This window comes from Candidatus Magnetobacterium casense, from assembly GCF_019173545.1.
In the GTDB taxonomy this organism is placed as follows: domain Bacteria; phylum Nitrospirota; class Thermodesulfovibrionia; order Thermodesulfovibrionales; family Magnetobacteriaceae; genus Magnetobacterium; species Magnetobacterium cryptolimnobacter.
This window is the reverse complement of record NZ_JABXWD010000012.1, coordinates 1-22,627: the sequence shown is the minus strand read 5'-3', so window position 1 is coordinate 22,627 and position 22,627 is coordinate 1. Positions and strand designations below refer to the sequence as shown.

At 49.8% G+C, this 22,627-nt stretch carries 16 protein-coding genes and 1 pseudogene; 4 read left to right on the top strand and 13 right to left on the bottom strand.

Going from position 1 to position 22,627, the window contains the following annotated elements; all coding sequences use genetic code 11:
* The 7 genes and pseudogenes from HWQ67_RS01380 to HWQ67_RS01350 all read right to left on the bottom strand — a co-directional run.
* Positions 1-1,165: pseudogene (locus tag HWQ67_RS01380) on the bottom strand (hypothetical protein); the annotation flags it as partial.
* A gap of 18 nt (positions 1,166-1,183) precedes the next feature.
* On the bottom strand, positions 1,184-1,930 hold the full coding sequence (locus HWQ67_RS01375) for a FecR family protein (protein ID WP_218250847.1): 747 nt from the start codon (positions 1,928-1,930) through the stop codon (positions 1,184-1,186).
* A gap of 2 nt (positions 1,931-1,932) precedes the next feature.
* Positions 1,933-3,243 carry a tetratricopeptide repeat protein gene (locus tag HWQ67_RS01370; protein ID WP_218250846.1) on the bottom strand — a complete coding sequence of 437 codons (1,311 nt, stop codon included), beginning with the start codon at positions 3,241-3,243 and terminating at the stop codon, positions 1,933-1,935.
* Positions 3,244-3,579: 336 nt separating this feature from the next.
* Positions 3,580-4,743 (bottom strand): cytidylyltransferase domain-containing protein, encoded by a 1,164-nt coding sequence (locus HWQ67_RS01365; RefSeq protein WP_218250845.1) that lies wholly within the window; start codon positions 4,741-4,743, stop codon positions 3,580-3,582.
* Positions 4,740-5,903 carry a UDP-4-amino-4,6-dideoxy-N-acetyl-beta-L-altrosamine transaminase gene (gene pseC, locus HWQ67_RS01360; RefSeq protein ID WP_218250844.1) on the bottom strand — a complete coding sequence of 388 codons (1,164 nt, stop codon included), beginning with the start codon at positions 5,901-5,903 and terminating at the stop codon, positions 4,740-4,742. The genes HWQ67_RS01365 and pseC overlap by 4 nt, the downstream gene beginning before the upstream one ends.
* Before the next feature lie 10 nt (positions 5,904-5,913).
* Positions 5,914-6,924, bottom strand: a complete 1,011-nt coding sequence (gene pseB / locus HWQ67_RS01355) for a UDP-N-acetylglucosamine 4,6-dehydratase (inverting) (RefSeq protein WP_218250843.1) — start codon at positions 6,922-6,924, stop codon at positions 5,914-5,916.
* 11 nt (positions 6,925-6,935) lie between these two features.
* Positions 6,936-7,955, bottom strand: coding sequence for a hypothetical protein (locus tag HWQ67_RS01350; RefSeq protein ID WP_218250842.1), 1,020 nt, complete (start codon positions 7,953-7,955; stop codon positions 6,936-6,938).
* 215 nt (positions 7,956-8,170) lie between these two features.
* Here HWQ67_RS01350 and HWQ67_RS01345 point away from each other — a divergent pair, with 215 nt between their 5' ends.
* On the top strand, positions 8,171-9,952 hold the full coding sequence (locus HWQ67_RS01345; RefSeq protein ID WP_218250841.1) for a sensor domain-containing protein: 1,782 nt from the start codon (positions 8,171-8,173) through the stop codon (positions 9,950-9,952).
* A gap of 78 nt (positions 9,953-10,030) precedes the next feature.
* On the opposite strand, the gene HWQ67_RS01340 is transcribed toward HWQ67_RS01345, so the two are convergent.
* From HWQ67_RS01340 to HWQ67_RS01315, 6 genes are all read right to left on the bottom strand, one after another.
* Entirely contained in the window at positions 10,031-10,627 is a 597-nt protein-coding gene (locus tag HWQ67_RS01340) for a hypothetical protein (RefSeq protein WP_218250840.1), read from the bottom strand.
* Between the two features lie 76 nt (positions 10,628-10,703).
* Positions 10,704-11,477: a bifunctional hydroxymethylpyrimidine kinase/phosphomethylpyrimidine kinase gene (thiD, locus tag HWQ67_RS01335; RefSeq protein ID WP_218250839.1), complete on the bottom strand. Its 774-nt coding sequence runs from the start codon at positions 11,475-11,477 to the stop codon at positions 10,704-10,706.
* 10 nt (positions 11,478-11,487) lie between these two features.
* Positions 11,488-13,008, bottom strand: coding sequence for a hypothetical protein (locus HWQ67_RS01330; RefSeq protein WP_218250838.1), 1,521 nt, complete (start codon positions 13,006-13,008; stop codon positions 11,488-11,490).
* Positions 13,005-14,597 (bottom strand): vWA domain-containing protein, encoded by a 1,593-nt coding sequence (locus HWQ67_RS01325; RefSeq protein WP_218250837.1) that lies wholly within the window; start codon positions 14,595-14,597, stop codon positions 13,005-13,007. The genes HWQ67_RS01330 and HWQ67_RS01325 overlap by 4 nt, the downstream gene beginning before the upstream one ends.
* Positions 14,598-14,687: 90 nt before the next feature.
* On the bottom strand, positions 14,688-17,465 hold the full coding sequence (gene secA, locus HWQ67_RS01320) for a preprotein translocase subunit SecA (protein WP_218250836.1): 2,778 nt from the start codon (positions 17,463-17,465) through the stop codon (positions 14,688-14,690).
* Positions 17,466-17,622: 157 nt separating this feature from the next.
* Positions 17,623-19,854 carry a methyl-accepting chemotaxis protein gene (locus HWQ67_RS01315; protein WP_218250835.1) on the bottom strand — a complete coding sequence of 744 codons (2,232 nt, stop codon included), beginning with the start codon at positions 19,852-19,854 and terminating at the stop codon, positions 17,623-17,625.
* A 227-nt stretch (positions 19,855-20,081) separates the two neighbouring features.
* Here HWQ67_RS01315 and pyrF point away from each other — a divergent pair, with 227 nt between their 5' ends.
* From pyrF to HWQ67_RS01300, 3 genes are all read left to right on the top strand, one after another.
* Positions 20,082-20,819, top strand: coding sequence for an orotidine-5'-phosphate decarboxylase (pyrF, locus tag HWQ67_RS01310; RefSeq protein WP_218250834.1), 738 nt, complete (start codon positions 20,082-20,084; stop codon positions 20,817-20,819).
* A 196-nt stretch (positions 20,820-21,015) separates the two neighbouring features.
* Positions 21,016-22,170 (top strand): ImmA/IrrE family metallo-endopeptidase, encoded by a 1,155-nt coding sequence (locus tag HWQ67_RS01305; RefSeq protein WP_218250833.1) that lies wholly within the window; start codon positions 21,016-21,018, stop codon positions 22,168-22,170.
* Positions 22,163-22,543, top strand: coding sequence for a DUF4411 family protein (locus tag HWQ67_RS01300; protein ID WP_218250832.1), 381 nt, complete (start codon positions 22,163-22,165; stop codon positions 22,541-22,543). Before HWQ67_RS01305 ends, HWQ67_RS01300 begins: the two co-directional genes overlap by 8 nt.
* The last annotated feature ends 84 nt before the right edge of the window (positions 22,544-22,627 follow it).

Genomic DNA, 22,627 nt, shown 5'->3' with positions numbered 1-22,627 from the left:
TGTTTAAGGAAAAAAGAGAGCAACCGATGTTTGACTGGAGTATGATTGGAGATATCAAGGAGGGCCGTCCAAACCTCGGTTCCACGATGGAGGTGGGTGTAGGAGCCGGCGTTGGAGTAGGTTGTGGCGTTGGCGTTGGCTGTAACGTGGGCGGCGGAGGTGGTGGCATTGTCGGAGTGGGCATGGGAGTAGGCGTTGGTTCAAATGTAGGATTCGGCGTAGGAGTCGGCGTTGGAGTTGGGGTGGCAGTGGCTGTGGGAGTCGGCGTTGGAGTGGGTTGTGTAGTCGGCGTTGGAGTTGGTGTTGGAGTGGGAGGTAGTGTCGGAGTGGGCAGTGGCGTAGGGGTTGATGATGATGTTTGGGTCAGACGCACCTGTGTTTCACAGCCACAAGGGTTTGCCTGAGTTGCGTCTATGTAGCCCGTGTCGTTGGATGTCATGGTAGTGCCAAATGCGTATTGCTTTACACAGGCATACCGTGGTGAGTTTACAATCACGGTGCCAGTCAAGTAATGGCTTGATGTGTCATAGTTGCCATAGATTGTCAGGCTGATATCGTAGTCGTTGTTGTCCTTGCCGGTGGTGCTTCCGGAGAAGCTGCCACTGCTGATTTCATATAACGCCAGGGACATTTCGACAGAGTCTTGCGTTTGATTAACACACCGCGTATGTAGTTGCCACATCCCTGCGATAGTGGTTGGGGGGCCGGTTACCGGCAGCATCTTTATGTCAATCGCCGTGGGAAAGCCCTCAAGGTCTGCCAGCTTGTCCCCCTTGAATAGGACAGCGGCTGAGGTATTGAGCGCCTCTACTAAAAACAGCCTCCGTTGACCGTTGGGCACCTCAAAGGTTTCGGTGATCTGGGTCTTGCCGCCGACCTGTATCAGACGCTCAATAGTATCCATATCCGTAGCGGAGATGCTGATCCTGATTGCCGTAATGTCAGCCGGTATGGTCTTTTCAGAAATATTGCCCTGTTGTGTATCAGAAGTCTTCAGCAAAATCGTCATCGACACGGGTGTCTTTGTGGATGTAGTGCCCGTGGAAGAGCCTCCCCCACCACCGCCACCTCCACAGCTATGTACAATGAGGGCCAGGAGCATGGCAATAAATGGGGCGAACATCACTATGTTTATATTCCAGGTAATTGGTTTGTTGTTTTTCATAATCGTCCTCTGAGTTTTTTATGGGAAGACCACACCAATTGTCACCGGTGTAGTTGGTGTTTGCACTATGGTTTGCTGCGGATTGAGGTTAAGCATTGCAGCCGCCCTGCCGGCAGATGCCAGATTATCTGCCAACGTTTCGGAGGTTACCTCTCCCCATCTGAGTGTGGCATTTCTTAATGCCTCCTCACCGGCCTTAACGGGAGCCGGGGGAGCCTTGCCCGCTAACACGGTTGCCATCATGCCAGGGGTAACCGTCACCGTACCGGAGATCGTTGGGTCGATACTGCTTACGTCCACCTGTCCCTCAAGGCATAGGACTGTCGTGTAAGGTACCGAGTCCTGTAGGCCAGTTTCAAAGTATATCACCGTTCCCCTGGCCGCAGCCACCAGGGTTGGCGTCTGCACCTCGGAGTTCGACCTGCCAACAACAGTCCTCATTTTGCCATCGAGCAGGTTAAATACTGCCTTACTCCTGTCGTCCTTGCCGTAGACAAACTCCTTTATAACCACCTTGGATTTTTCGCCAACCGTCAGGACACTGTCATCGATAAAGAGCATCTTTGTCCTTGACGCTTCCTTTGTGGCCACGGTGTCAATCATCAGGATGCCATCCTGCACCTTTGCCGCTATCTCCTGCTTGTTGCGCTCGATCTGGGCCTGCCCCCTGAGCGCAACTACCTTGCCGATATCATCGGCCCCGCTTGCCAATGTCACGGCCGCAAGGTAACATATCACGAGCTGGAAAAAAAACGTCTTTTTCATCCTTAAAACCTCAGATTTAACAAGAGACTCGAAACACTCCTCCTGTAGTCATAGCTGTTTATATTTGACCTGCTGTAGACATAGGTCTGTCCAAGGGTCACGCCAACGTTGTCTGCCAGCAGCTTTGTTGCCGTTAAGCCATATGTCTGGATATCGTCGTTGCGTTGCTTTTCATACGAGCTGAACATACCCTCGTACCTCTTGGCGTAATACTCACCATAGAGATTTAACGAAACCCTGTAAGGGAAACTGTACATCAGATTTGCATGTGCCTTGTTGCCATCATACTGCCAGTAGCTTTTTTCGGCATCGGCCTTGTTAAAGGCATAACCCACTTCGAGGTTGGATGCCTCCGTAAGGGGGAACTGTTGCGCTACGCCGATGACGTTATCGGAGCCGTTCCTGTCCGAGTTATCGGGGAACAGGTCGGCATTGTAAAACCGACTACTGCGGTATCTGTACCGCACCTCGGTGGAAAACCCGTTACCCTCTGAGATAAACAGAGATGGCCCGATGGCGTGTACGTAATCGTAGGTCTTGCCCCCAACTGCTATGTACTCAAAGGCATACTGTGCCCCTATACCCACTGTCGGCATAACGTTGTATCTCAACGAAAGATCAACCGCATTCTGGGTGATGTTAAATGATGACAGACGACTGTGCAGCGTCTGGTAAAAGCTGTAACCGGCAGAGGCCTCCATGCCTTCGGTTTCGACAAACTTGTATCTGCCGTTGATATAGACAAGCCCCTTCCAGTCGGCCTTGCGACTGATCCCTGATGGCAGTTCCGTAGCGCCATTGCCGAGGACAACGTTACTGTCATACTGGGTACCCAGTGTGAGGTTGACCAACCAGGGTCTTGCGCCTGTACGGCGGTCTATCTGTTTTAAGTATCCACGCGCCGTTGTTGCATACTCGGAGGTCTTGCCTGTGTCAATTACGTTTTCGAAGTAGTCTCTTGCCTCTGTGTATATTTCCTTGTTGTAGTAATACACGCCAAGCTCAAGGTTTGTCTGTGGGTTATTCGGATTTGCCATGAGGGCCTTCTTGAGGTGCAACTGTGCGCCGTCCTGCGACATGCGGCTTAATGCAATGCCAAGTCCAATATTAGCCGCCTCATCCGATGACCTGCCCTTGAGCGCCGAACGATATTCCTTGGCAGCCTCTGCGTACTTCTTCCCCTGCAAATAGGCCTTACCCTTAGACATATGTGTCTCATAAGAAGCACCATTGCCCGATGCCTTATCACCGGCAAAAAGCGCATTGGCTACAATAAAATAAAAAACAAACATCAGTACAACCGTTCTCTTCATCCATATCTCCTGATAAGCATATCTGTTGTTGCCTTTAAAAAAAATCTAAAAACAGTAAATGCATAAATAAAAAAATATAGTCTGTCTACACTATCCGCTATCACCTCCTTAAAATATATATAAAACCATCGCATATATTGTAAATGGAATCACCACATTTTGTCTACGAGGGTTAAGGAAGAGTGCGTTGTACTTTTACGGGGTCAAGGGGTCAGCGACCCCCTGCTCAGTGGGGGACTGGTCCCCTTGCAGGGGAGGTCTGAGGAGGGGGCGGCTCCGCCCTCCTTCTTTTTTTTATTGCACGCATTTGAAACGCACTGTAACTCAAGCTCAGGGTTAACGACACCGCCTGGCTATATCGGATGCGATATTGGCAATGTCTGCCTCATCTGTCAGCTCATTGTTGATGACGAAAGTTTTTACGTCAAACTCAGTTTTCAGCCTGGATATAACCTCCTCCGGCACCCCGGAAGCCGCAGCCGGGACAAAGACCGCCACATCGTACTTAAAGCGTGCATGTACCTCAGGCAGTGTATCATAACTTCCCAGGAATGTGACACCTCCCCTGGTCTCAATGAAATCCCTTGCCGCCTGTTGTTGCAGCAAAAATCTGACGCCAACGCCAAATTGCTCGATAAGCACCCGTGCCACTGCCAGCACCTTTAGCAACGTGTCATGGCCCTCAACCGACGCATCTGCCACGTAGCAGATGACCTTGCCGGAGGCGTCGCTGTATGCCTTCTGATGTACCGAGGCATTGATCTCTTTCAGATGGGGGTGTGTGCCTATGAGTTCGATGACGTTTTTGAGGTTGAACTCCTTACCGGCATCCGTCAGGACACCGTGGAGGCGATTCATAAACTCCAGGTCGGAGGGGGTATCCACGGATATCCTGTGTCTGAGGCCGTAGAAGACCTCTTCATCCCTGAAGCTGAGGCGTTTTATGTGAGCAAATTTTTCGGGATAGACGTTTTGCACGTAGACGGGGAAGTGATGCTCTCTCAGGTGCGGCGTATCCGACAGCTCATCGGCAAGGTTCCACATCCACCGCCTGGCAACCAGGATGCCCTCGTGGATCGGAAACGCACCGTTGATTGGCTCAAAGACGACATAACCGGCATCATCGACATCTCCGATGGCCTCAAGCATCACGTCTATCGTCCGGGGATTGAGCAGCGGACAATCACCGCTTGCCAGGACGCATACATCGGCCTCATACTTCGCCGCGGCTGCCGTGAGCCTCCCCACAACGTCATTGACATCGCCGTCGTATATAAACAGTTCAACGTCATGCCCCAGGGCAAACGCCCTCAACGCCTCACTCTCCGCCTCACCTGGCGCACATATGGCGATCCGGCCAATCAAGCGGCATTCCCTCAGCCTGTGTACCACCCACGTAAGGAGCATCTTGTCCCCTATGTACTTGAAGTGTTTAACGGGCAGTCGGGTTGACGTCAGCCTGACAGGCACAAAGGCTACGGTCTTAGCCTCCGCACTCACGCCGCCACCGCTGACATCACCGCATAGACCCTCTCGATTACATCCCCGACCTGTGCATCGGACAGCGACGGGTAGATCGGCAGGCTTATCTCTCGCTGATAAAAATCCTCGGCAACGGGACACAGACCTCTGACGTAGCCCATTTCGCTGTAGAAGGGATGTTGATAGACCGGCACGTAGTGTACAGCAACACCAACTCCGGCGTGTTTTAATTTATCGATTATCTGCGCCTTTCGCTCTTTGTAGGCATCCTTGAGGCGGATGAAATATAGGTGCCAGGCGCTTTGTGCGTAGTCTCTTTCGGGCGGGGTGTAGAAATAGGGGTTGTTGTGAAATGCCTCGTTGTATGTCTTTGCGATATGGCGTCTCCTTTGGATAAACCCCTGTAGTTTAGCCAACTGTGACAGCCCCAGTGCCGCCTGAAAATCGGTCATGACGTAGTTATACCCCAAATGGCGCATTTCATATAGCCAGGGTTCGCCGTCTTTTGAGACGTCTTTGTTGATCCCGTGCTGGCGGAACAACCTGAGTCTGTCATACAGCGCCCTGTCGTTGGTCAACACTGCCCCGCCCTCTCCGGTTGTTATTGCCTTTACAGGGTGAAAACTCAACACCGACATGTGTGCGTACATACACCCTCCAACACGTGTCTCTGTACTACCTGACTTATACACAGCGCCAAGGGCATGGCAGGCATCCTCAACAACAATGAGGTTGTACCTCCGGGCCAACTCAAACACTCCCTCGTTATCCACCGGATGGCCGGCAAAGGCAACGGGTACGAGCAATTTTGTCTTTGCTGTGAGCAGGGGTTCTATCTTTGCAACATCAATGTTACCGGTATCGGGTTCTATGTCCGCAAAGAGCGGCCTTGCCTGGAGGTAGACCCCGGCATTTGCCGTTGCCACGAACGTGTTGGGGGTCGTTATAAATTCATCCCCCTGCCCCAATCCGGCGGCAAAGTACGCACCGTGCAGGGCGGAGGTGCCGGAGTTAAACGCCACGGCATAAGAGGTACCAACACTGGCCGCAAGCCCCTCCTCAAATGCCTCGGAACCCCTGCCTCTGGTGATAAAGTCCGAGCGCAGGACCCTTACGACCTCGGCAATGTCGTCCTCGTCAATGGACTGTCTTCCGTAGGTGATGCGGTCTAAGGACATGATGATGTGCTTACAAAGCTACCTGTAAGCGTTTCAGGCACTCTGTCATTTGCGGGATGGTCAACCACCAATCGTTTTTGTCGCTTCTGTAGAGATAATTGTCCGGTAGCCTTTTACAGTTCTTATACCTGCCGATGTCCTTTGCATCGAGGTGAAGTTCCGACAGGATCACGTACATGACCTTGCCGTTGTGTTCATACTCAACGGTAGTGCCCGCCTCATCACTTGCAATGAGGGTCTCATGTATCTTCTCTCCGGGGCGACAACCGACAATATTGATATCGCAATGAGGAGCTATGGCCTCTACGAGGTCTGTTATCTTCATACTTGGTATTCTGGGGACAAATACCTCTCCGCCGACGGCCTCAAGGAGGGCAGTGTTGACCAGCTCCACGGATTCCTCAATCGTTATCCAGAATCTGGTCATCCGCATATCCGTCACCGGCAGCTCGGTTGCCCCCTCCCCGATTAACTTCAAAAACAGGGGTATAACACTGCCCCTGCTGGCCACAACGTTGCCGTACCTGACAACGGCAAACCTGGTATCCTTTGCCCCAACGTAAGCGCTGGCCGAAACAAAAATCTTCTCCATGGCCAGCTTTGTCGCTCCGTAGAGGTTCACCGGACTGACGGCCTTGTCCGTGGATAAGGCAATGACCTTCCTGACCCCATTGTCTATGGCCGCCTCGACGATGTTTTGGGCACCAACGATGTTGGTCTTGACAACCTCAAATGGGTTATACTCGGCAGCCAGGACGTGCTTGAGAGCGGCTGCATGAATGACGTAATCCACCCCGCTAAAGGCCCTGTACAATCGCTCTCTGTCACGAATATCTCCGATGAAGTATCGTATCGGATACTTGTTCCGGGGATAGGTAAAAGACATTTCGTGTTGCTTATGCTCATCCCTACTAAAGATTATGAGTTTTTTTACCTTAAACTTCTCAAATACGTATTGGGTGTACCTCCTGCCAAAGGACCCCGTCCCTCCGGTAATGAGAATTGTCTTGTCGTTTAACATTGCCAGGTTCTCTAGTATCTGCCTGCACACCTGAATACCCCCGTTGGGGTAACAGACATGTCAACCATGTTGAACTTGACCTCGGTCTCTCTGATAACATTGAGACCGTCCTTTTTTGCCTCAAAGGCGTCTCTCTTGTTTGGACAAATGGTAATGTTATCGACACGTTCTTTATCGGTGTAGTAGGCAACGTAGTCACGGTTTACAATGCCAATCGGCTCTGAGGCCTGTGCTTTATGAATGGAGCGTTTGCTGTTGATATCAAAGACCTCAAGCATATGTGTATCATCGGTCTTGGTGCGCAGAAACAGCTTGTCTTTTGCTATGCCATAAAAGCTGCCTGCATCTTTTAGTACGAGGTGCGGGATTACAGGGTTTAAGTTGTTGTATATCCTTATAACTTCGTTGCCACCGCTGTCAGGTTCAACGTGGACAGTGTACTGACTGAACAGGTAACATTTTTCGCTGGTCCTTGCTTTACATGGCCGTGGAGCCTCGGAATAGTTGACGACGGCCCTGGCATCGGGATACTTTGCGTTTTCAACCGTGCTGACACCCGGGGGGAACTTTATCGCCGGCAAGGGGACATCAAGAGGCAAGGGTACAACGGGAACAGGCGCATCGGCGTCCGTTGTAATGGTGAAGTCAAACTCTGCACGTTCGTCTCTGATTATATGACCTCTGAGGGTATTACCCGTACAATCGTCGGCATCTGCCTCCCATCTTTCATTATCAACGGCGTTTATTATCTTTACCCAATTTTTGCCGTAATCTCCGAATAGATTGAGTTCCTGGCCTGAATTTTCGGAGTATTGGATGACAAGTTTTCCATTGCTGCGCGGGGTGTCTGTGAACATAAACCATCCGGAGTTGCGTACCTCGCCTTTTTTATACACCGTCCAGGGCACTTTTACGTTCTTCTTTATAACCACCAGACACCGTGCCCATGACTGACTGACACTCACAAAACACACCATCACCACCAACGTACAGATGGCAACCATAAGCCTCTGAAATACCCTAAAGTTCATAAGAGAACCTCCTTCTTTTATTTTCCCTAAATTCAGTGATCAATCAAACATGTAATATCGTACAATTTTCCGTCTGATTTAATCTATGCCACAAATTGCATAATACGGGTATCAGGTTGAGGCGTGGTGGAAAAAATTATTTTATCAACACTATTATAAACGGCACCTATTCTGTTAAAATAACGTAGGATGATTATGAGTAGTCAATGCCAGAGATGAGTGATGGATTTTGCAAACAATATAAGTTTCTTAACGGTACAGGCATGTCTGAGGGGGGCTTGATGGCCTTGCAAGGGCATCTGTTTGAAAACAACAACTTACTGACGTCAGTGCTTGATACCGTTGGGGCGCTGGTACTTGTCATAGACAAGGAGGGCTGCATAGTGTGCTTTAACCGTGCTTGTGAGAAGTTGTCGGGGTATGTATATGATGAATTAAATGGCAAGATTGTATGGGAGTTGCTGTGGAAAGAGGCGGATGCTGTAAAGTTAAAGGCGTTTTTCATCAACAGTGGGTTTGATTCATCGCATCGTCATGGCGACATCCTGAAGTCGGAAGATTACCTGGTTTCCAAAAACGGCAGCCAAAGGCTCATATCGTGGACCTACAATTTGATATCAAACGATGAGGGTAATGCTTCGCACCTTCTTGCCACGGGTATAGATGTCACGGAACAAAGACTGATAGAGCGACGCCTGGAGTATCTCACGCATTTTGACGCCCTGACGGACTTACCCAACCGAACACTCTTTTATGATCGGCTGAGTTATACACTGGGGCAGGCACGGCGATATGATAGGATGTTTGCACTTTTGTTTTTAGACCTCGATGGTTTTAAGTACGTAAACGATACACTTGGGCATGACATGGGGGATGTGCTTCTGAAAAAGGCGGCCAAGAAACTCCCGTTCTGCGTGCGCGACACAGACACGGTTGCACACATAGGTGGAGATGAGTTTGTAATCATACTGTCTGTGCTAAACAAAACAAGTGATGCCGCCATTGTGGCAGAGAAGATACTTGACGTATTCACCAAACCCTTTCAGCTTGACAACCACGAGTGCGTGGTGGGGGTGAGCATAGGCATAAGCGTCTATCCCAACGACGGTGATGATATCGACACGTTGCTGAAAAACTCGGATGTCGCAATGTATCAGGCAAAGAATACGGGACGCAACAACTATAAGTTCTACAACGCCGACATGAACATAAAGGCAATGCGGAGGCTGAAGTTGGAAAGCAGTCTCCGGAAGGCTCTCCAACTAAACGAGTTTACGCTGAATTTTCAACCCAAGTTTGAGATATCCAACGATACGGTGGCAGGGATGGAGGCGTTGATCAGGTGGAATACCCCGCAGTATGGCTTTGTTTCGCCGGTGGAGTTTATACCTGTGGCCGAGGAAACGGGACTTATCATACCCATTGGCGAGTGGGTGCTTAGGCAGGCCTGCACTATCGGTAAGCAGTGGCAGGGGATGACCTCAACACCCCTCATAATGGCCGTAAATCTCTCTGCACGGCAGTTTAAATCCCAAGACCTGATTAAATCTATCGAGGCAATTTTACGGGATACCGGTTATAACCCGGAGATGCTTGAGCTTGAGCTTACTGAGAGCGTAGTCATGGAGGATGCCAATTCGGCCATAAAGGTTCTGCGCGATATCAAGAGCATGGGGATACACATTGCCATCGATGATTTTGGCATGGGTTACTCCTCGCTCAGTTATCTGAAACGTTTCCCGATAGACAGGCTGAAGATCGACAAGTCTTTTGTCAGCGATATTACCACAGACCCCGATGATGCGGCCATTGCCACTGCCATCATTGCCATGGCACACAGCCTGAAACTAAAGGTCACTGCCGAGGGGGTTGAGACTACCGAACAACTGGAGTTCCTCCGGAGGCTTAATTGTGATGAGGCACAGGGGTATTTGTTTAGCAAACCGTTGGTACCAGATAAGTTTACCGAGTTTCTGCAGAATCAGAAGACTACCTGAGTTCCCCGGCAATTGTTCGATAGTTGCCCGACTCGTTCGATAGGCCCGCTTTCGTGAGGAGACCCACCTGAGACAACTTCAGACGGACTTGTCTTTCATGATCGACTTGACCTTTTCGTGGTAAGCCACAACTGCCTCTTTTGTCTTACCATCTATGTTGTTGTCATTTTCCAGCAGAGATATCACCTGACGTCCCTCGGAATCTATCTCATTGATCAAATCGCGAGATATGTGCATTTTTTCAGTATTGTCCAGGAGCGTGTTGACGTTTCTTACAAAACACTTGATAAGATAAACATCCTTGTCTCTGAGAAACAACCGCCTGCTCATATCACCGGACAATATCACTTCCATGTCCTTAAGCAACCTCCCAAACGGACTTAATATCCGATAGGCAAAAAACATAACCAACAACACCGCGGCAATCCCATAGCACAGAAACACAACAATAAAAGCAAGTAAACTGTGTTGCGTGATATTAACGGCCTCATTGTGAACAACAGGCCGATGCACCAGTATAGCCACTGTCATCACCACCAACACCGTTATCAGAATTATCAGCGCAACTATCAGGTTATGCTTTTCTGAAAGGGTTGCCCTGCTGCCATTGGCGCCTCCGCTGCTGCCACCGCTGCCACCGTCCTGGTTTAGTCCACTGCTTTCATCTTTGTCCATGCCTTTATTATACCACCTGGATGCAAAAAAATCAACTCTCAGGATAAAAATAAAAAAACAAGAGGGTCATATTTTTTTACGTCCGAACATATGCAACCCCCATCCCCCGGCCCGGGAAACAGGCCCCTTCGATGGCTGCCGTGATGTAGGCCTTGGCCTTGTCCCCGGCGTCGCGCAAGAGCAGCCCCCTGGCGAGGTTTGCAGCAACGGCGGCAGAGAACATACAGCCGGTGCCATGCACCTTTCTGTCAAACATGGGTGCTTCGAACTCGCTGAAGGTATTGCCGTCATAGAGAACGTCCACTGCCGTACCAATGGCCATATGTCCACCCGTAATGATCACGGCGCACCCTGCAACATCGTGTATCAACCGTGCAGCCCTGTATATGTCGTCGCGGCTGTGGATATCGATTCCGGCCAGAAGCTGTGCCTCCGGTACATTGGGCGTAACCACCGCTGCCAGTGGCAGAAGCCCCTCTCTGACCAACGCAATGTTGTCCCCTGCCACAAGCGCCATCCCCGATGATGACACCATCACGGGGTCTATGACTATGCTTGTCAGTGCGTGGGTCTCTATGTGATGGATCAGGCACTCTATCTGTTGGGTGTTGTAGAGGATACCGGTTTTGATGGCGTCGGGTCTGATGTCGCTCAACAGGACGTCAAGCTGTCTGTCGAATGCCTCGATACTAACGCCCTGGACAAACTGCACCCCTTGTGTGTTCTGCGCCGTGATGGCCGAAACCACCGACAAGCCATAGACCCCCTCACTTTGAAACACCCTCAGATCGGCTGTCACCCCGGCCCCGCTGGTTGGGTCAAATCCGGCTACACTTAACGCTATTTTCATGACCGTCTTCCTATGGCTGTTTCATGGCGTTAAACTGTTTTTGCAGTTCATCAAAGGCCTTGTCTTTTCTTGCTATTTCTTCTTCCAGTTCCTTTATCTTTGCATGAGAGGCGGCCTCTGCACCCAGGGAGGGATTGGATTCACTGTAGAGCCTTTCAAATTCAACGTTTAGGTCATCCATTTCTTTTTGCAGTTTTTTGTTTTGAGCTTCTTTTTCAGACAGTTCCGCTTCCAGCTCCTTTATCTTTGCATGAGAGGCGGCCTCTGCACCCAGGGAGGGATTGGATTCGCTGTAGAGCCTTTCAAATTCAACGTTTAGGTCATCCATTTCTTTTTGCAGTTTTTTGTTTTGAGCTTCTTTTTCAGACAGTTCCGCTTCCAGTTCCTTTATCTTTGCATGAGAGGCGGCCTCCGCACCCAGGGAGGGATTGGATTCGCTGTAGAGCCTTTCAAATTCAACGTTTAGGTCATCCATTTCTTTTTGCAGTTTTTTGATTTCAGCATCCTTTTCTGCCAGGTCTGCCTCCAGTGCGCCCGTATCGGCTGATGCCACGGAGCCGTCAGCCTTGCCGGTTTTTAATCTGTCATACACTCGCTTATACTCTATATCTAACTCACCAAACTCCTTTTGCAGTTTCTTGTAGCCGCTGTCTTTTCTTGCTATGTCTGCTTCCATCTCCTGTATTTTTTTTGTCAGCAGCTCTATATTACTTTCCAGGGACTTTATGACTTTTTGCATTTTATCCTTATCCTGGTCGGAGCCTCCATAAACATTAGGGATTTTTTCGGAGTCCATATCGTCATCGTCTTGAGCGCTAACCTCAATATGCTCGTAGTTAGCGATATGACGACCAAGTATTTTGGTTTCCTGTTTGATGATTTTTATGAGCTTATCTACATGCACATTTATGTTGACGATCTCCGAGGCCGCCTGTTGGGATGATTCATTGGGCAGAGCGTTGAGGGTCTCTATGAGCCTTTGGTTGAAATCCCTTAACTTGGCCAATTCCTTTTCCAGCTCGGAGACCATCTCCTTATGGCTGAGAAGCTCTATGATAAACTTCTTCTTTGTAGCCGCAGAGGATTGCATGACTCGTCCGCTGTCTGTCTGGGAAGTGAACGCCCCTTGTGACGCTCCATTGCGTACCTGCTCCAGTGTTTGTGTGATGCTCTCCCTGACGATCCCGCTAAATCGTGCATAGACATCATCCCAGAGCGCCTCGCCCCCGACTCTGCCCGTCTGCGCCGTTGCAAGGGCGGTGTGCAATATGTGCAACTTTGCGGCATTTATCTCCCTGGTTATTATCGTTTCACTGTCCGATTCAGCCTCCGCATTTTCCTCAAGGGCCTTGCTCTCCTCCTCCAGGGCTTCCAGCTCACGCTCCAGATCAAAGATAAATCGCTTATTATCTTGAGTTCTCCCCCCGGGCAGACGCCCCATGCTCTTATAAAAAAAGAATATCGCCAAACCAAAAAATATCACCATAAACTCTATCAAAAACATAAAAATTAAATTATTTATCTCTATCATGCGTCCACTTGTCCCTCAAATGATTTGTTTGCCTTCCATAGTCCCTTTTTCTTTGCGTAGACAACTATGCCTGCCAGAACAACAATGTTTATTATTAAAAAAAACGCAACGGCCTTCGTAAAAGCCATATCCCCCTTTTTCGTTGTCCGCATAAAAATAAACTTATCAAGGCTGTTGTCATACTGTTGCAGTTTTGTTTTTGTTGCGGAAGGTGCTGCCTTTGACTGCTCGTGTTTACCTGCAACAATCATTAAGGCCCTCCTTCGCTCAAGCCCTTTGCCTGTGGCAGTTATCGTGACCCTGTAGTTGCCCTCTTTCATCGGCGTAAATGAATTTGAATACAATATCTTGTTGCCCTCAGCCGCCGTCTTTGCACTTAAAGGCAGAGTCACCTCTTTGCCGTCAGGTTCGACAATCTCCGCCTTGACCTTAAAGCCATATTGCATCTCCTTCATGTCTAAGGTTGCATTGTCCACCTTAAACCATGCCTCTATTGCCAGGGGCTTGCCTGCCTCCTGATACGGGTCTTCGGGGGTTACCAGTAATCTTAAAATTGTCCGTATATAGGCCTTGTTTTCTCTTCCATACCCCAGCGACAGTGACCAGGTCCCATATACGGGGTCTTTAATCTTAATGACATCGATGGTGTCAGACTCCGACCACTCAACGCCTTCCATCTTCTTTTCCTGGAGATATTTTACGCCATCAGGGTCCTCGAAGGAGAGCTTTGTGGTGGGTGAGCTCTTCTTTATGACAAAGGTGATGACCTTGATGGATTCATCTATATTTATCTTATTCCTTTCTATGGGTATCATCATCGCCGAGGTCAGGGTTTCAAATATTGATGCAAACTTTATATATATGCCCGAGGCCTTGGGGGCGTTGTAGAGAAATCCACCGGTGGGTTTACAAAAGCCATCACCGGATTTCTCAGACTCCTGCTTGCCTCTGTCTCCGATGGCTATTGCAAATAACCTTATGCCGCTACTATTGAGCGTCTTCGCAACACTACTCTTGCCAAGGGCCTCCTCAACTCCAGAATGGACATTGTACAGGAGTATGATAGCACCACCTGTACCGCCACCATCTGCCGAGCCACCCCCGCTCTTCAACATATTCACTGCACTGTCTATGGCATCCAGGGCATTAACCTTGCTCGCCTCCTCTTTGTTGGCCCCCTCTTTGCCGGCCTCCTGCCAGGATATCTTATCAATGGCATTAAACAGCGTATCTCTGCCACTACCATCACCAATGGCAGTGAGATCACTCAACTGCTCTGCCTTGTCAACGTAGCGGATGACCCCCGCCCTGTCATTTTTCCCAAGCAGGGCAACAAACATCCTCGCTGCATGAGCAAACAACCTCATGGGATCAACCTCTTTCATCCGCTCCGAACCTTCCACCACAATAACTACGTCCAGGCCCTTTGCGGTATCAGGCTTTGGTTCTGGTGCGTCGGCCTTTGCTGCGTCAGTCTTTGGCACCTCCGATGCCTCCGCAGCATCCCCACGACTCTGCCCATAACTACAGATACTCCACAGCAACACTATACAGGTGCCACACAGCCATATCCTAAACCAGGTATTCATCTCTCACGGTCTGCTCTCATTCGCTATAATATCCTTATCGGCAGAACGGGTATTTTTCCTAGGGGCTTGCTGATGAAATATACAATTGTATCAGTCGTTTTTGCCACAACACTTTTTGTACTTTTTACCGCTGCCGCATGTACATGGGTCGTTGCGTCCGATCTTTTTACCTTTTCGCACGGTTGTCTGCTGCGTGGAATCATCGCCCTTGTTATAAAAGACCTGTTGTTTTTTGACAACACTGCTTCTCTTGACGTCTTCCTCGGAATGCACCTGTATGTGAAACATCCTGTTAAGGTACTCGGTAGTTATCCGGAAAGTCATTTCGGCAAACATGTCAAAGGCCTCGCGCTTGTACTCCACCAGGGGGTCTTTCTGGCCATAGCCGCGCAATCCGATGCCCTCCTTGAGGTGGTCCATTGCCAACAGGTGGTCTTTCCACTGTGTGTCCACGATCTGCAGGAGGGTCACCCGCTCCAGGTAACGCATCACCTCCGGAGTAACCTTGTTCTCTTTTTCCTCGTAGTGCGTTACTACAACATGCACCAGGTGCTGACTCAGGGCATTGAGGTTTTTGACCTCTGCGATGCTCTTTTTGGTATAGTCCTGCGGTATGTCAAATACGCTGTAGACGGAATCATAGAGGTTGGTCATGTCCCACTGTTCGGGGTATGTGTCTTCAGGGCATACCCGCTCTACGATGTCCTGAACTACCTCCTTTATCATTTCAATCGTCCTGTCTCTGAGGGATTGAACGGGGGGGCGGTCAGTCTTTGGGGAGTATGCCCCCTCTTCTTGCACCATCTCAAGCGTATTGTCTGCAAGGGGCTGGGAGGCCAGGATGTCACGCCGGAAGGAGTATATTTCCGTGCGTTGCTTGTTCATCACGTCGTCGTATTCGAGCAGGTGTTTTCTGATGTCAAAGTTGTGTGCCTCGACCTTTTTCTGGGCATTTTCTATGGCACGTGAGACCATCTTGTTCTCTATGGGGACGTCCTCATCCATGCCGAGTTTGTCCATCAGGCCGGATATCCTGTCGGAGCCAAATATCCGCATGAGGTCGTCCTGGAGCGAAAGATAAAAGCGCGACCGTCCGGGGTCACCCTGTCTGCCGGAGCGTCCTCTGAGCTGGTTGTCTATGCGTCTGGCCTCGTGTCTTTCGGTGCCGAGGATGTAGAGTCCGCCGGCCTCAAGCACCTTCTCCTTCTCCTTGTTGCATATCTCAATGGCCTGTGCCAGGGCGTCATTCCAATCTTGCTGCGTATAGTCCTTCTTTGCCTTGAGCATTGCCTGTGCAAGCCCCTTGGGGTTGCCGCCGAGGACGATATCGGTGCCTCTGCCGGCCATGTTGGTGGCAATGGTGACGGCGCCGCTTCTGCCGGCCTGGGCGACGATTTCGGCCTCCTGTTCGTGGTACTTGGCATTGAGGACGTTGTGTGCGATCTTGGTCTGTTTAAGCTCCCGGGAGAGCATTTCGGACTTCTCTATGGAGATGGTCCCCACCAGGACGGGTTGAGCACGTTTGTAGCACTCCTCTATGTCGCGTATGACGGCGCTGTATTTTGCTTGCTCAGACTTGTATATGGAATCAGCGAAGTCCTCCCTGAGCATGGGCTTATTGGTCGGGATGACCAGGACATCGAGGTTGTATATCTTTTGGAACTCTTCGGCTTCCGTGTCTGCCGTTCCGGTCATGCCGGCGAGTTTGTTGTACATTCTGAAGTAGTTTTGGAAGGTTATGGTGGCCAGGGTTTGGTTTTCGTTTTCGATTTTAACGCCCTCTTTTGCCTCTATTGCCTGGTGCAGGCCATCAGACCAGCGTCTGCCGGGCATCAGTCGTCCGGTGAACTCGTCAACGATCACGACTTCGTCGTCGTTGGTGACCACGTAGTCGGTGTCGCGGCGGTAGAGGTTGTGTGCCTTGAGGCCCTGCAGCACGTGGTGAACCAGCTCTATGTGTATGGGGTCAAAGAGGTTGGTTACGCCCAGGAGTTGTTCGGCGTGGAGGCTGCCCTCTTCGGTCAGGATTATGTTTTTGGCCTTTTCGTCTATGGTGAAGTCAACGTTGACGGTCATTTTGGGGATGAGCCTGTTGATCTTGTAGTACTTGTCGGTGGACTCCTCCGATGGCCCTGATATTATGAGGGGTGTCCTTGCCTCGTCAATGAGGATGCTGTCAACCTCATCCACGATGGCGTAGTTGAGTTCCCGCTGGGAGTAGTCGCTCAGTTCGTACTTCATGTTGTCTCTGAGGTAGTCAAAGCCATACTCGTTGTTTGTACCGTAGGTGATATCGGTGCGATATGCCTCCTGGCGCGAGCAGGGATTGAGGAAGTTGTTGCTGTCGTCGTAGTCGGACTTAAAGTGCGGGTCAAACAGGAACGAATTGTCGTGCTGGATGACACCCACCGACAACCCCAGGAAGTGATATATTGGCCCCATCCACTGGGTATCCCTGCGAGCAAGGTAGTCGTTGACCGTGACCACATGCACCCCCCTGCCATCAAGTGCGTTGAGGTATACGGGTAGGGTTGCAACGAGCGTCTTTCCCTCTCCGGTCTTCATTTCGGCAATCTTGCCCTCGTGCAGGACGATGCCGCCAATTAATTGCACGTCAAAGTGTCTCAGGCCAATGGTCCGTACTGAGGCCTCGCGTACAACGGCAAAGGCCTCCGGAAGGATATCGTCAAGCCCCTGGCCTTCCTCTATGCGTCCCTTGAACTCCAGGGTCTTGGCCTTAAGCCGTTCATCCGTAAGCTCCTTTATGGCAGGCTCAAGCTCGTTTATCCTGGCTACCAGGGGCGTTATTCGCTTTATTTCACGCTCGTTCTTTGTCCCGAATATCTTCTTTAATACAAAACCTATCACTGTGTTTAACCTCGTTTATTTATATAATAATTTATCGTCTGTGTCAACAACTTTTTTTTTCAGACCCTCCTTGTCGGCATATTAAGCGGGTTGTGGGTGTGGCCTCGCTCTTAGCCGCCTCACCCCGTTAGCCCACTTGCCTTTGCTTACCAGTCTTTCAATAGTGCTCAAACTCACTGTCTCTCTGTGCATCTTTGGCCTCATCGCTCAGGTGCAGATTAGTTCCGGCGAATTTTGCCCTGTTGTCTGGTTTAGTTTGGTGCTGATACTTTTTTGGCTCACTGTCTCTGTCATTGCCGATCATCCTGGGTTGGGGCATTCTTGCTCTTTGCCTTCTTGCGGGGATTGGGTCGGGTTTTTTGGATAGTTTATCGTCAGAGGCTGTCTTGAAAAAGCCTATGGTGTTTTGCATCTGCTCTGCCTGTGCCGATAGTTCCTCCGAGGTGGTAGACATTTCCTCTGCGGCGGCGGCGTTTTGCTGGATCACCTGGTCTAGTTGCTGGATGGCTTTGTTTATCTGGTCGGCACCGGAGTTCTGTTCGGCACTGGAGGAGCTTATCTCCTGCACCAGCTCGGCGGTCTTTTGGATATCAGGGACGAGTGCCTTGAGCATTTCGCCTGATTTCTCCGACACGTCAACACTCGATGACACGAGGTTGTTGATCTCGGCCGCTGCCGTCTGACTCCTGCCGGCCAGCTCACGCACCTCCGAGGCCACCACGGCAAACCCCTTGCCATGCTCCCCGGCACGAGCCGCCTCTATGGCCGCATTGAGCGCCAACAGGTTTGTCTGTCTGGCGATCTCCTCGATAATCGTTATCTTTTCTGCTATGTCCTTCATGGCCTTGACGGTCTTGGACACTGCCTCGCCGCTGTCTTTGGCGCTCTGTGAGGACTTGACGGCGATCTTTTCCGTGTGAAAGGCGTTGTTTGCGTTGCTTTTGATGTTGGCCGACATCTGCTGCATAGAAGCCGATATCTCTTCCACGGATGAGGCCTGCTCACTGGCCCCCTGGGAAAGCTCCTGGGATGCCGTACTCAACTGCATACTGCCATCCGTTACCTCATCTGCGGCCAACTGTATCTTGGACACCACCTCCGTAAGCCGCTCCACCATCTGTGCCAACGACTGCATGAGGCTGTCCTTTTCTGAACGCTCCTTCACCTTCAACTGGAGGTTGCCGCGGGACAACTCTTGGGCAATTGACGCTACAAGCGACTCGGCATCTATCAGCAAGTTCAGATTGCTCTTGATATCATTGAATTCGCCCTTATACTCAGCGGTTATCTTTTCGGGTATGTCCCCGGCGCTTATGCGGTCTATATACTTTGCGGCAACGCTTAATGGGCCTATGACGGCATCCAACGTCCTGTTGACCCCAACGACTATCTCCCTGTAAGCGCCCTTAAACTTGTCCCCGTTGCCTCTTACGCCCAGCCTGCCATCAACCGCTGCCTCGGTAAGCGTGGCCGTTTCGGAGATCAATCCGTTGAGGGTCTCCACGACCTTGGCCATGCTCATGGCGAGGATATCTTTGTCGGACTTGGGCCTTACCACTACCGATATGTCCCCGGCGCTTATCTTTTCGGATGCACCGGCGGCCTCCCTGATGTTGTCCACAACGCACTGAAACGACCGCGCAAGCATACCGATTTCATCCGTTGTGTCGATATCAATGCTTACGTTTACATCGCCAAGGGCCAGGGTGTCCGCCGCACGGGCTATCTTTTTGACGGGTGCGGAGATTATACGCGCGATGAAAAAACCAAACAGTATCGCCACTACCACACCGATAGCCGTAAATGTGATTATCGTATTGGAAACAGCGTGTGCCAGTACCGTATTTTCATCAGAAATGGCTTTGGCCTCTTTTTCATTATGCTCGACGAGCTTTGTTATAAGCGGGTACACTGTTCTCTCTGCCTTGGCGCCATCACCACTTACCAGCTCTTTCAGTTGAGCCATGTTACGCTCAGTGCCCAGTGCAATCTCCTTATCAAGCACGGGGATATAGGCGTTAAAGGCATCCGTAAATTCCTTGAACGAGGCGCGATCCTCATCGTCACGCAACGTTTTCTTGTACAACTCCGAGTTTTTAAGTATATTCTCTTTAAGCTGCTTGCAGATGCCAAGATATTTCTGCTGGTCGGATTCTTTGTCCGTCTCTACTGCCTCTCTGATGTTGACGCGGAGTCGCTGAAAATCAATACCAATAAGTCCCGTATAAAAAACAGCGAGGGTCGCCTTTTCATAGAGCATCGTATCGGCATCATCCATCTTATGCAAGTTCACAATACCCAAATAGCCCACTGCAGCCATAAGCAACGAAACTACTACAAAACTCAGGATCAGTTTTGTTCCTATCTTCTGGTTATAGAACCACCTCATAATACTCGTGTCCTCCTTCAATTTAAAATATAAAAAACAAGCATAACATAACATGGAGGTTTTTCTCAATTACCATACGGCCAACAGCGACAATTGTCATTGAAGATGTGAGTACAGATTTCTACAGCCCAATTTCGATTGTCCTTAAAAACACTTGACATAACAAATTAGTTATGGCAGAATGTAGCATATGATATAAAATAAGTTTTATACGAGGAATCTGCTCAATGAGAAAAACAGATGTAAGAAATAGCCTATGCCTTGCATTGGATGTCGATAGTCTTAGTGAAGCCATGGAAATGGTTAAACTGCTGAAGGATTATGTTGGTCTTTTCAAGATAGGCTCTCAGCTTTTTACCAAAGAGGGGCCCAAGGCCGTAGAGGCAATAAATAACATCGGTGGACGGGTCTTTCTTGACCTGAAGTTTCACGACATCCCGAACACGGTTGCTCAGGCCGCTCGTATGGCAACCCGAATTGGTGCATACGTGTTTAATGTCCATGCCTGTGGTGGTTCTGCCATGATGCGTGCGGCAGTGGATGCCGCAGAGGAAGAGGCAGACAAGGGGAGTCTTCCAAGTCCCGTCATACTTGCCGTGACGGTATTAACGAGCATAAACGATGAGGTACTCCGTAGTGAGCTGAATGTAAGTTCCGATGTCAGGGGGCATGTTATCGACCTGGCCAGGCTTGCGCAAAGGGCCGGGGTTTCCGGGGTTGTTGCATCCCCCCGGGAGATATTGCTGCTTCGGGAGGCCTGTGGAGGTGATTTTGTAATCCTGACCCCCGGTATAAGGCCATCATGGTCAACGGGCAAGGACGATCAGAAACGGATAACCACACCCGGCGAGGCAATGAGACTTGGAGCCGATTACATCGTTGTCGGACGCCCGATCTTAAAAGCAAACAACCCCGTCGATGCAGTTGAGCAAATTCTGGCCGATATGGTGTCGCTCAATGTTTGAGTGGGGGCTGGTTCCTTTTTATGGCAGGGGTGCCTCACCCCCTGGATCGCCAAGGAGCGAAACCACCCCTTTCCTTTCTCTTACGGTCAAATGCGATTGCCCTGAAGAACCTTGAGAGATTGAACAACAATCTGATAGAATTGTGATATAATATATAATGTATGAAAGCTGTGATGACTGATAAGGTGTAGATAATATGAGCCGTGTAGCTGTCCGACCGGAATTGATCCAATGGGCACAGGAGCGTTCCGGCTTGTCTGACAAGATTTTGCAGGAGTGTTTTAAAGCGTTCTCCTCTTGGAAGAGGGGTGAAGCAAAACCAACATTACGGCAACTGGAGGCCCTGGCAGCAAAGACCCTTACCCCATTAGGTTATTTTTTCCTTCCGGAACCTCCGGAGGATAAGCTTCCCATCACCGATTTCAGAACCGTAGGAGACGGAGTAATCAGACGACCAAGCCCAAATTTGCTTGAAACGGTTCAGACAATGCAGCGCCGTCAGGGATGGATGCGAGAGTTCCTGATCGAACAAGGTGAGCAGCCTTTGACCTTTATTGGTTGCATGACCCTTTCTGACAACGTTAAACAATCTGCGGTGAAGCTACGTAAACTCTTGAATATCTCTCACGAGTGGGTATATCATCAAAAAACCTGGACTGCTGCGTTAAACGCCCTTTGTCTTGCCGTTGAAAAAATCGGCGTGATAGTGACTATCAACAGCATTGTTGGAAACAATGGCCATAGAAAACTCGACACAAACGAATTCAGAGGCTTTGTCTTGTCCGACGAATATGCGCCCCTGATATTCATCAATGGGGCGGACGCAAAGGCTGCTCAGATGTTTACTTTGACTCATGAGGTTGTCCATCTCCTTATAGGAAAAGAGGGTGTCTTCAATTTCGTGGACTTCTTGCCCATAGCCAATTCCGTAGAGCAATTCTGCAATAGAGTTGCAGCGGAGTTTCTGGTGCCGGAAAGTGATATGACGGCGGCTTGGCCTGGTGTTGAGAGTGAGGGCGAGCCATTCAATGTACTTGCCAAGAGGTTCAAGGTAAGTCCGCTTGTTGCCGCAAGGCGCGCTTTAGACCTGGACTTGATCAGCAAGCCGGCTTTTTTCAAGTTTTACCACGACTATCAGGACTATACTCAGCGGAATAAAAAGACAAGCGGAGGCGGAGATTTTTACGCAACACAGAATCTCCGGATAGGAAGACGCTTCGCTGATGCCGTCATCAGGGCCACAAAAGAAGGGCGTCTGTTATACAATGAAGCATATCATCTGACAGGACTTTATGGTAATACGTATGCTCAATATGCAGAAAAATTCCAGAAGCGGAGAAACCTTGAGTGACACACTTAAATATGCCTTAGATGCAAATATTTTTATTGAGGCAAAAAACAGATATTATTCTTTCGATCTATGTCCGGGTTTTTGGAATGCTCTTTTATGGCATCATGGGAAAAACCGTCTTTCGAGTATTGATCGCATTAGGAAAGAATTGGAGCGTGAAGGAGATGCCCTGACTACATGGGTAAGCGGAGTTATGCCCAAGACATGCTTTGTATCAACAAATACTCCAGAAATTATGAGATGGTTCAATCAAGTGTTTACATGGGTGCAGGCACAGTCACAATTTACTCAAGCGGCAAAAGCAGATTTTGCAAATGTTGCAGATGGATGGCTGATAGCATATGCAAAGGAAGTTCCAGAACTTACAAGGTAAAATAGTGCTGTAGAAGGTTGAATATATTGGTAATACGCAAAAAGGGCAGCAAAAAATTCGTGCCTACATTTTATTTATGGCATA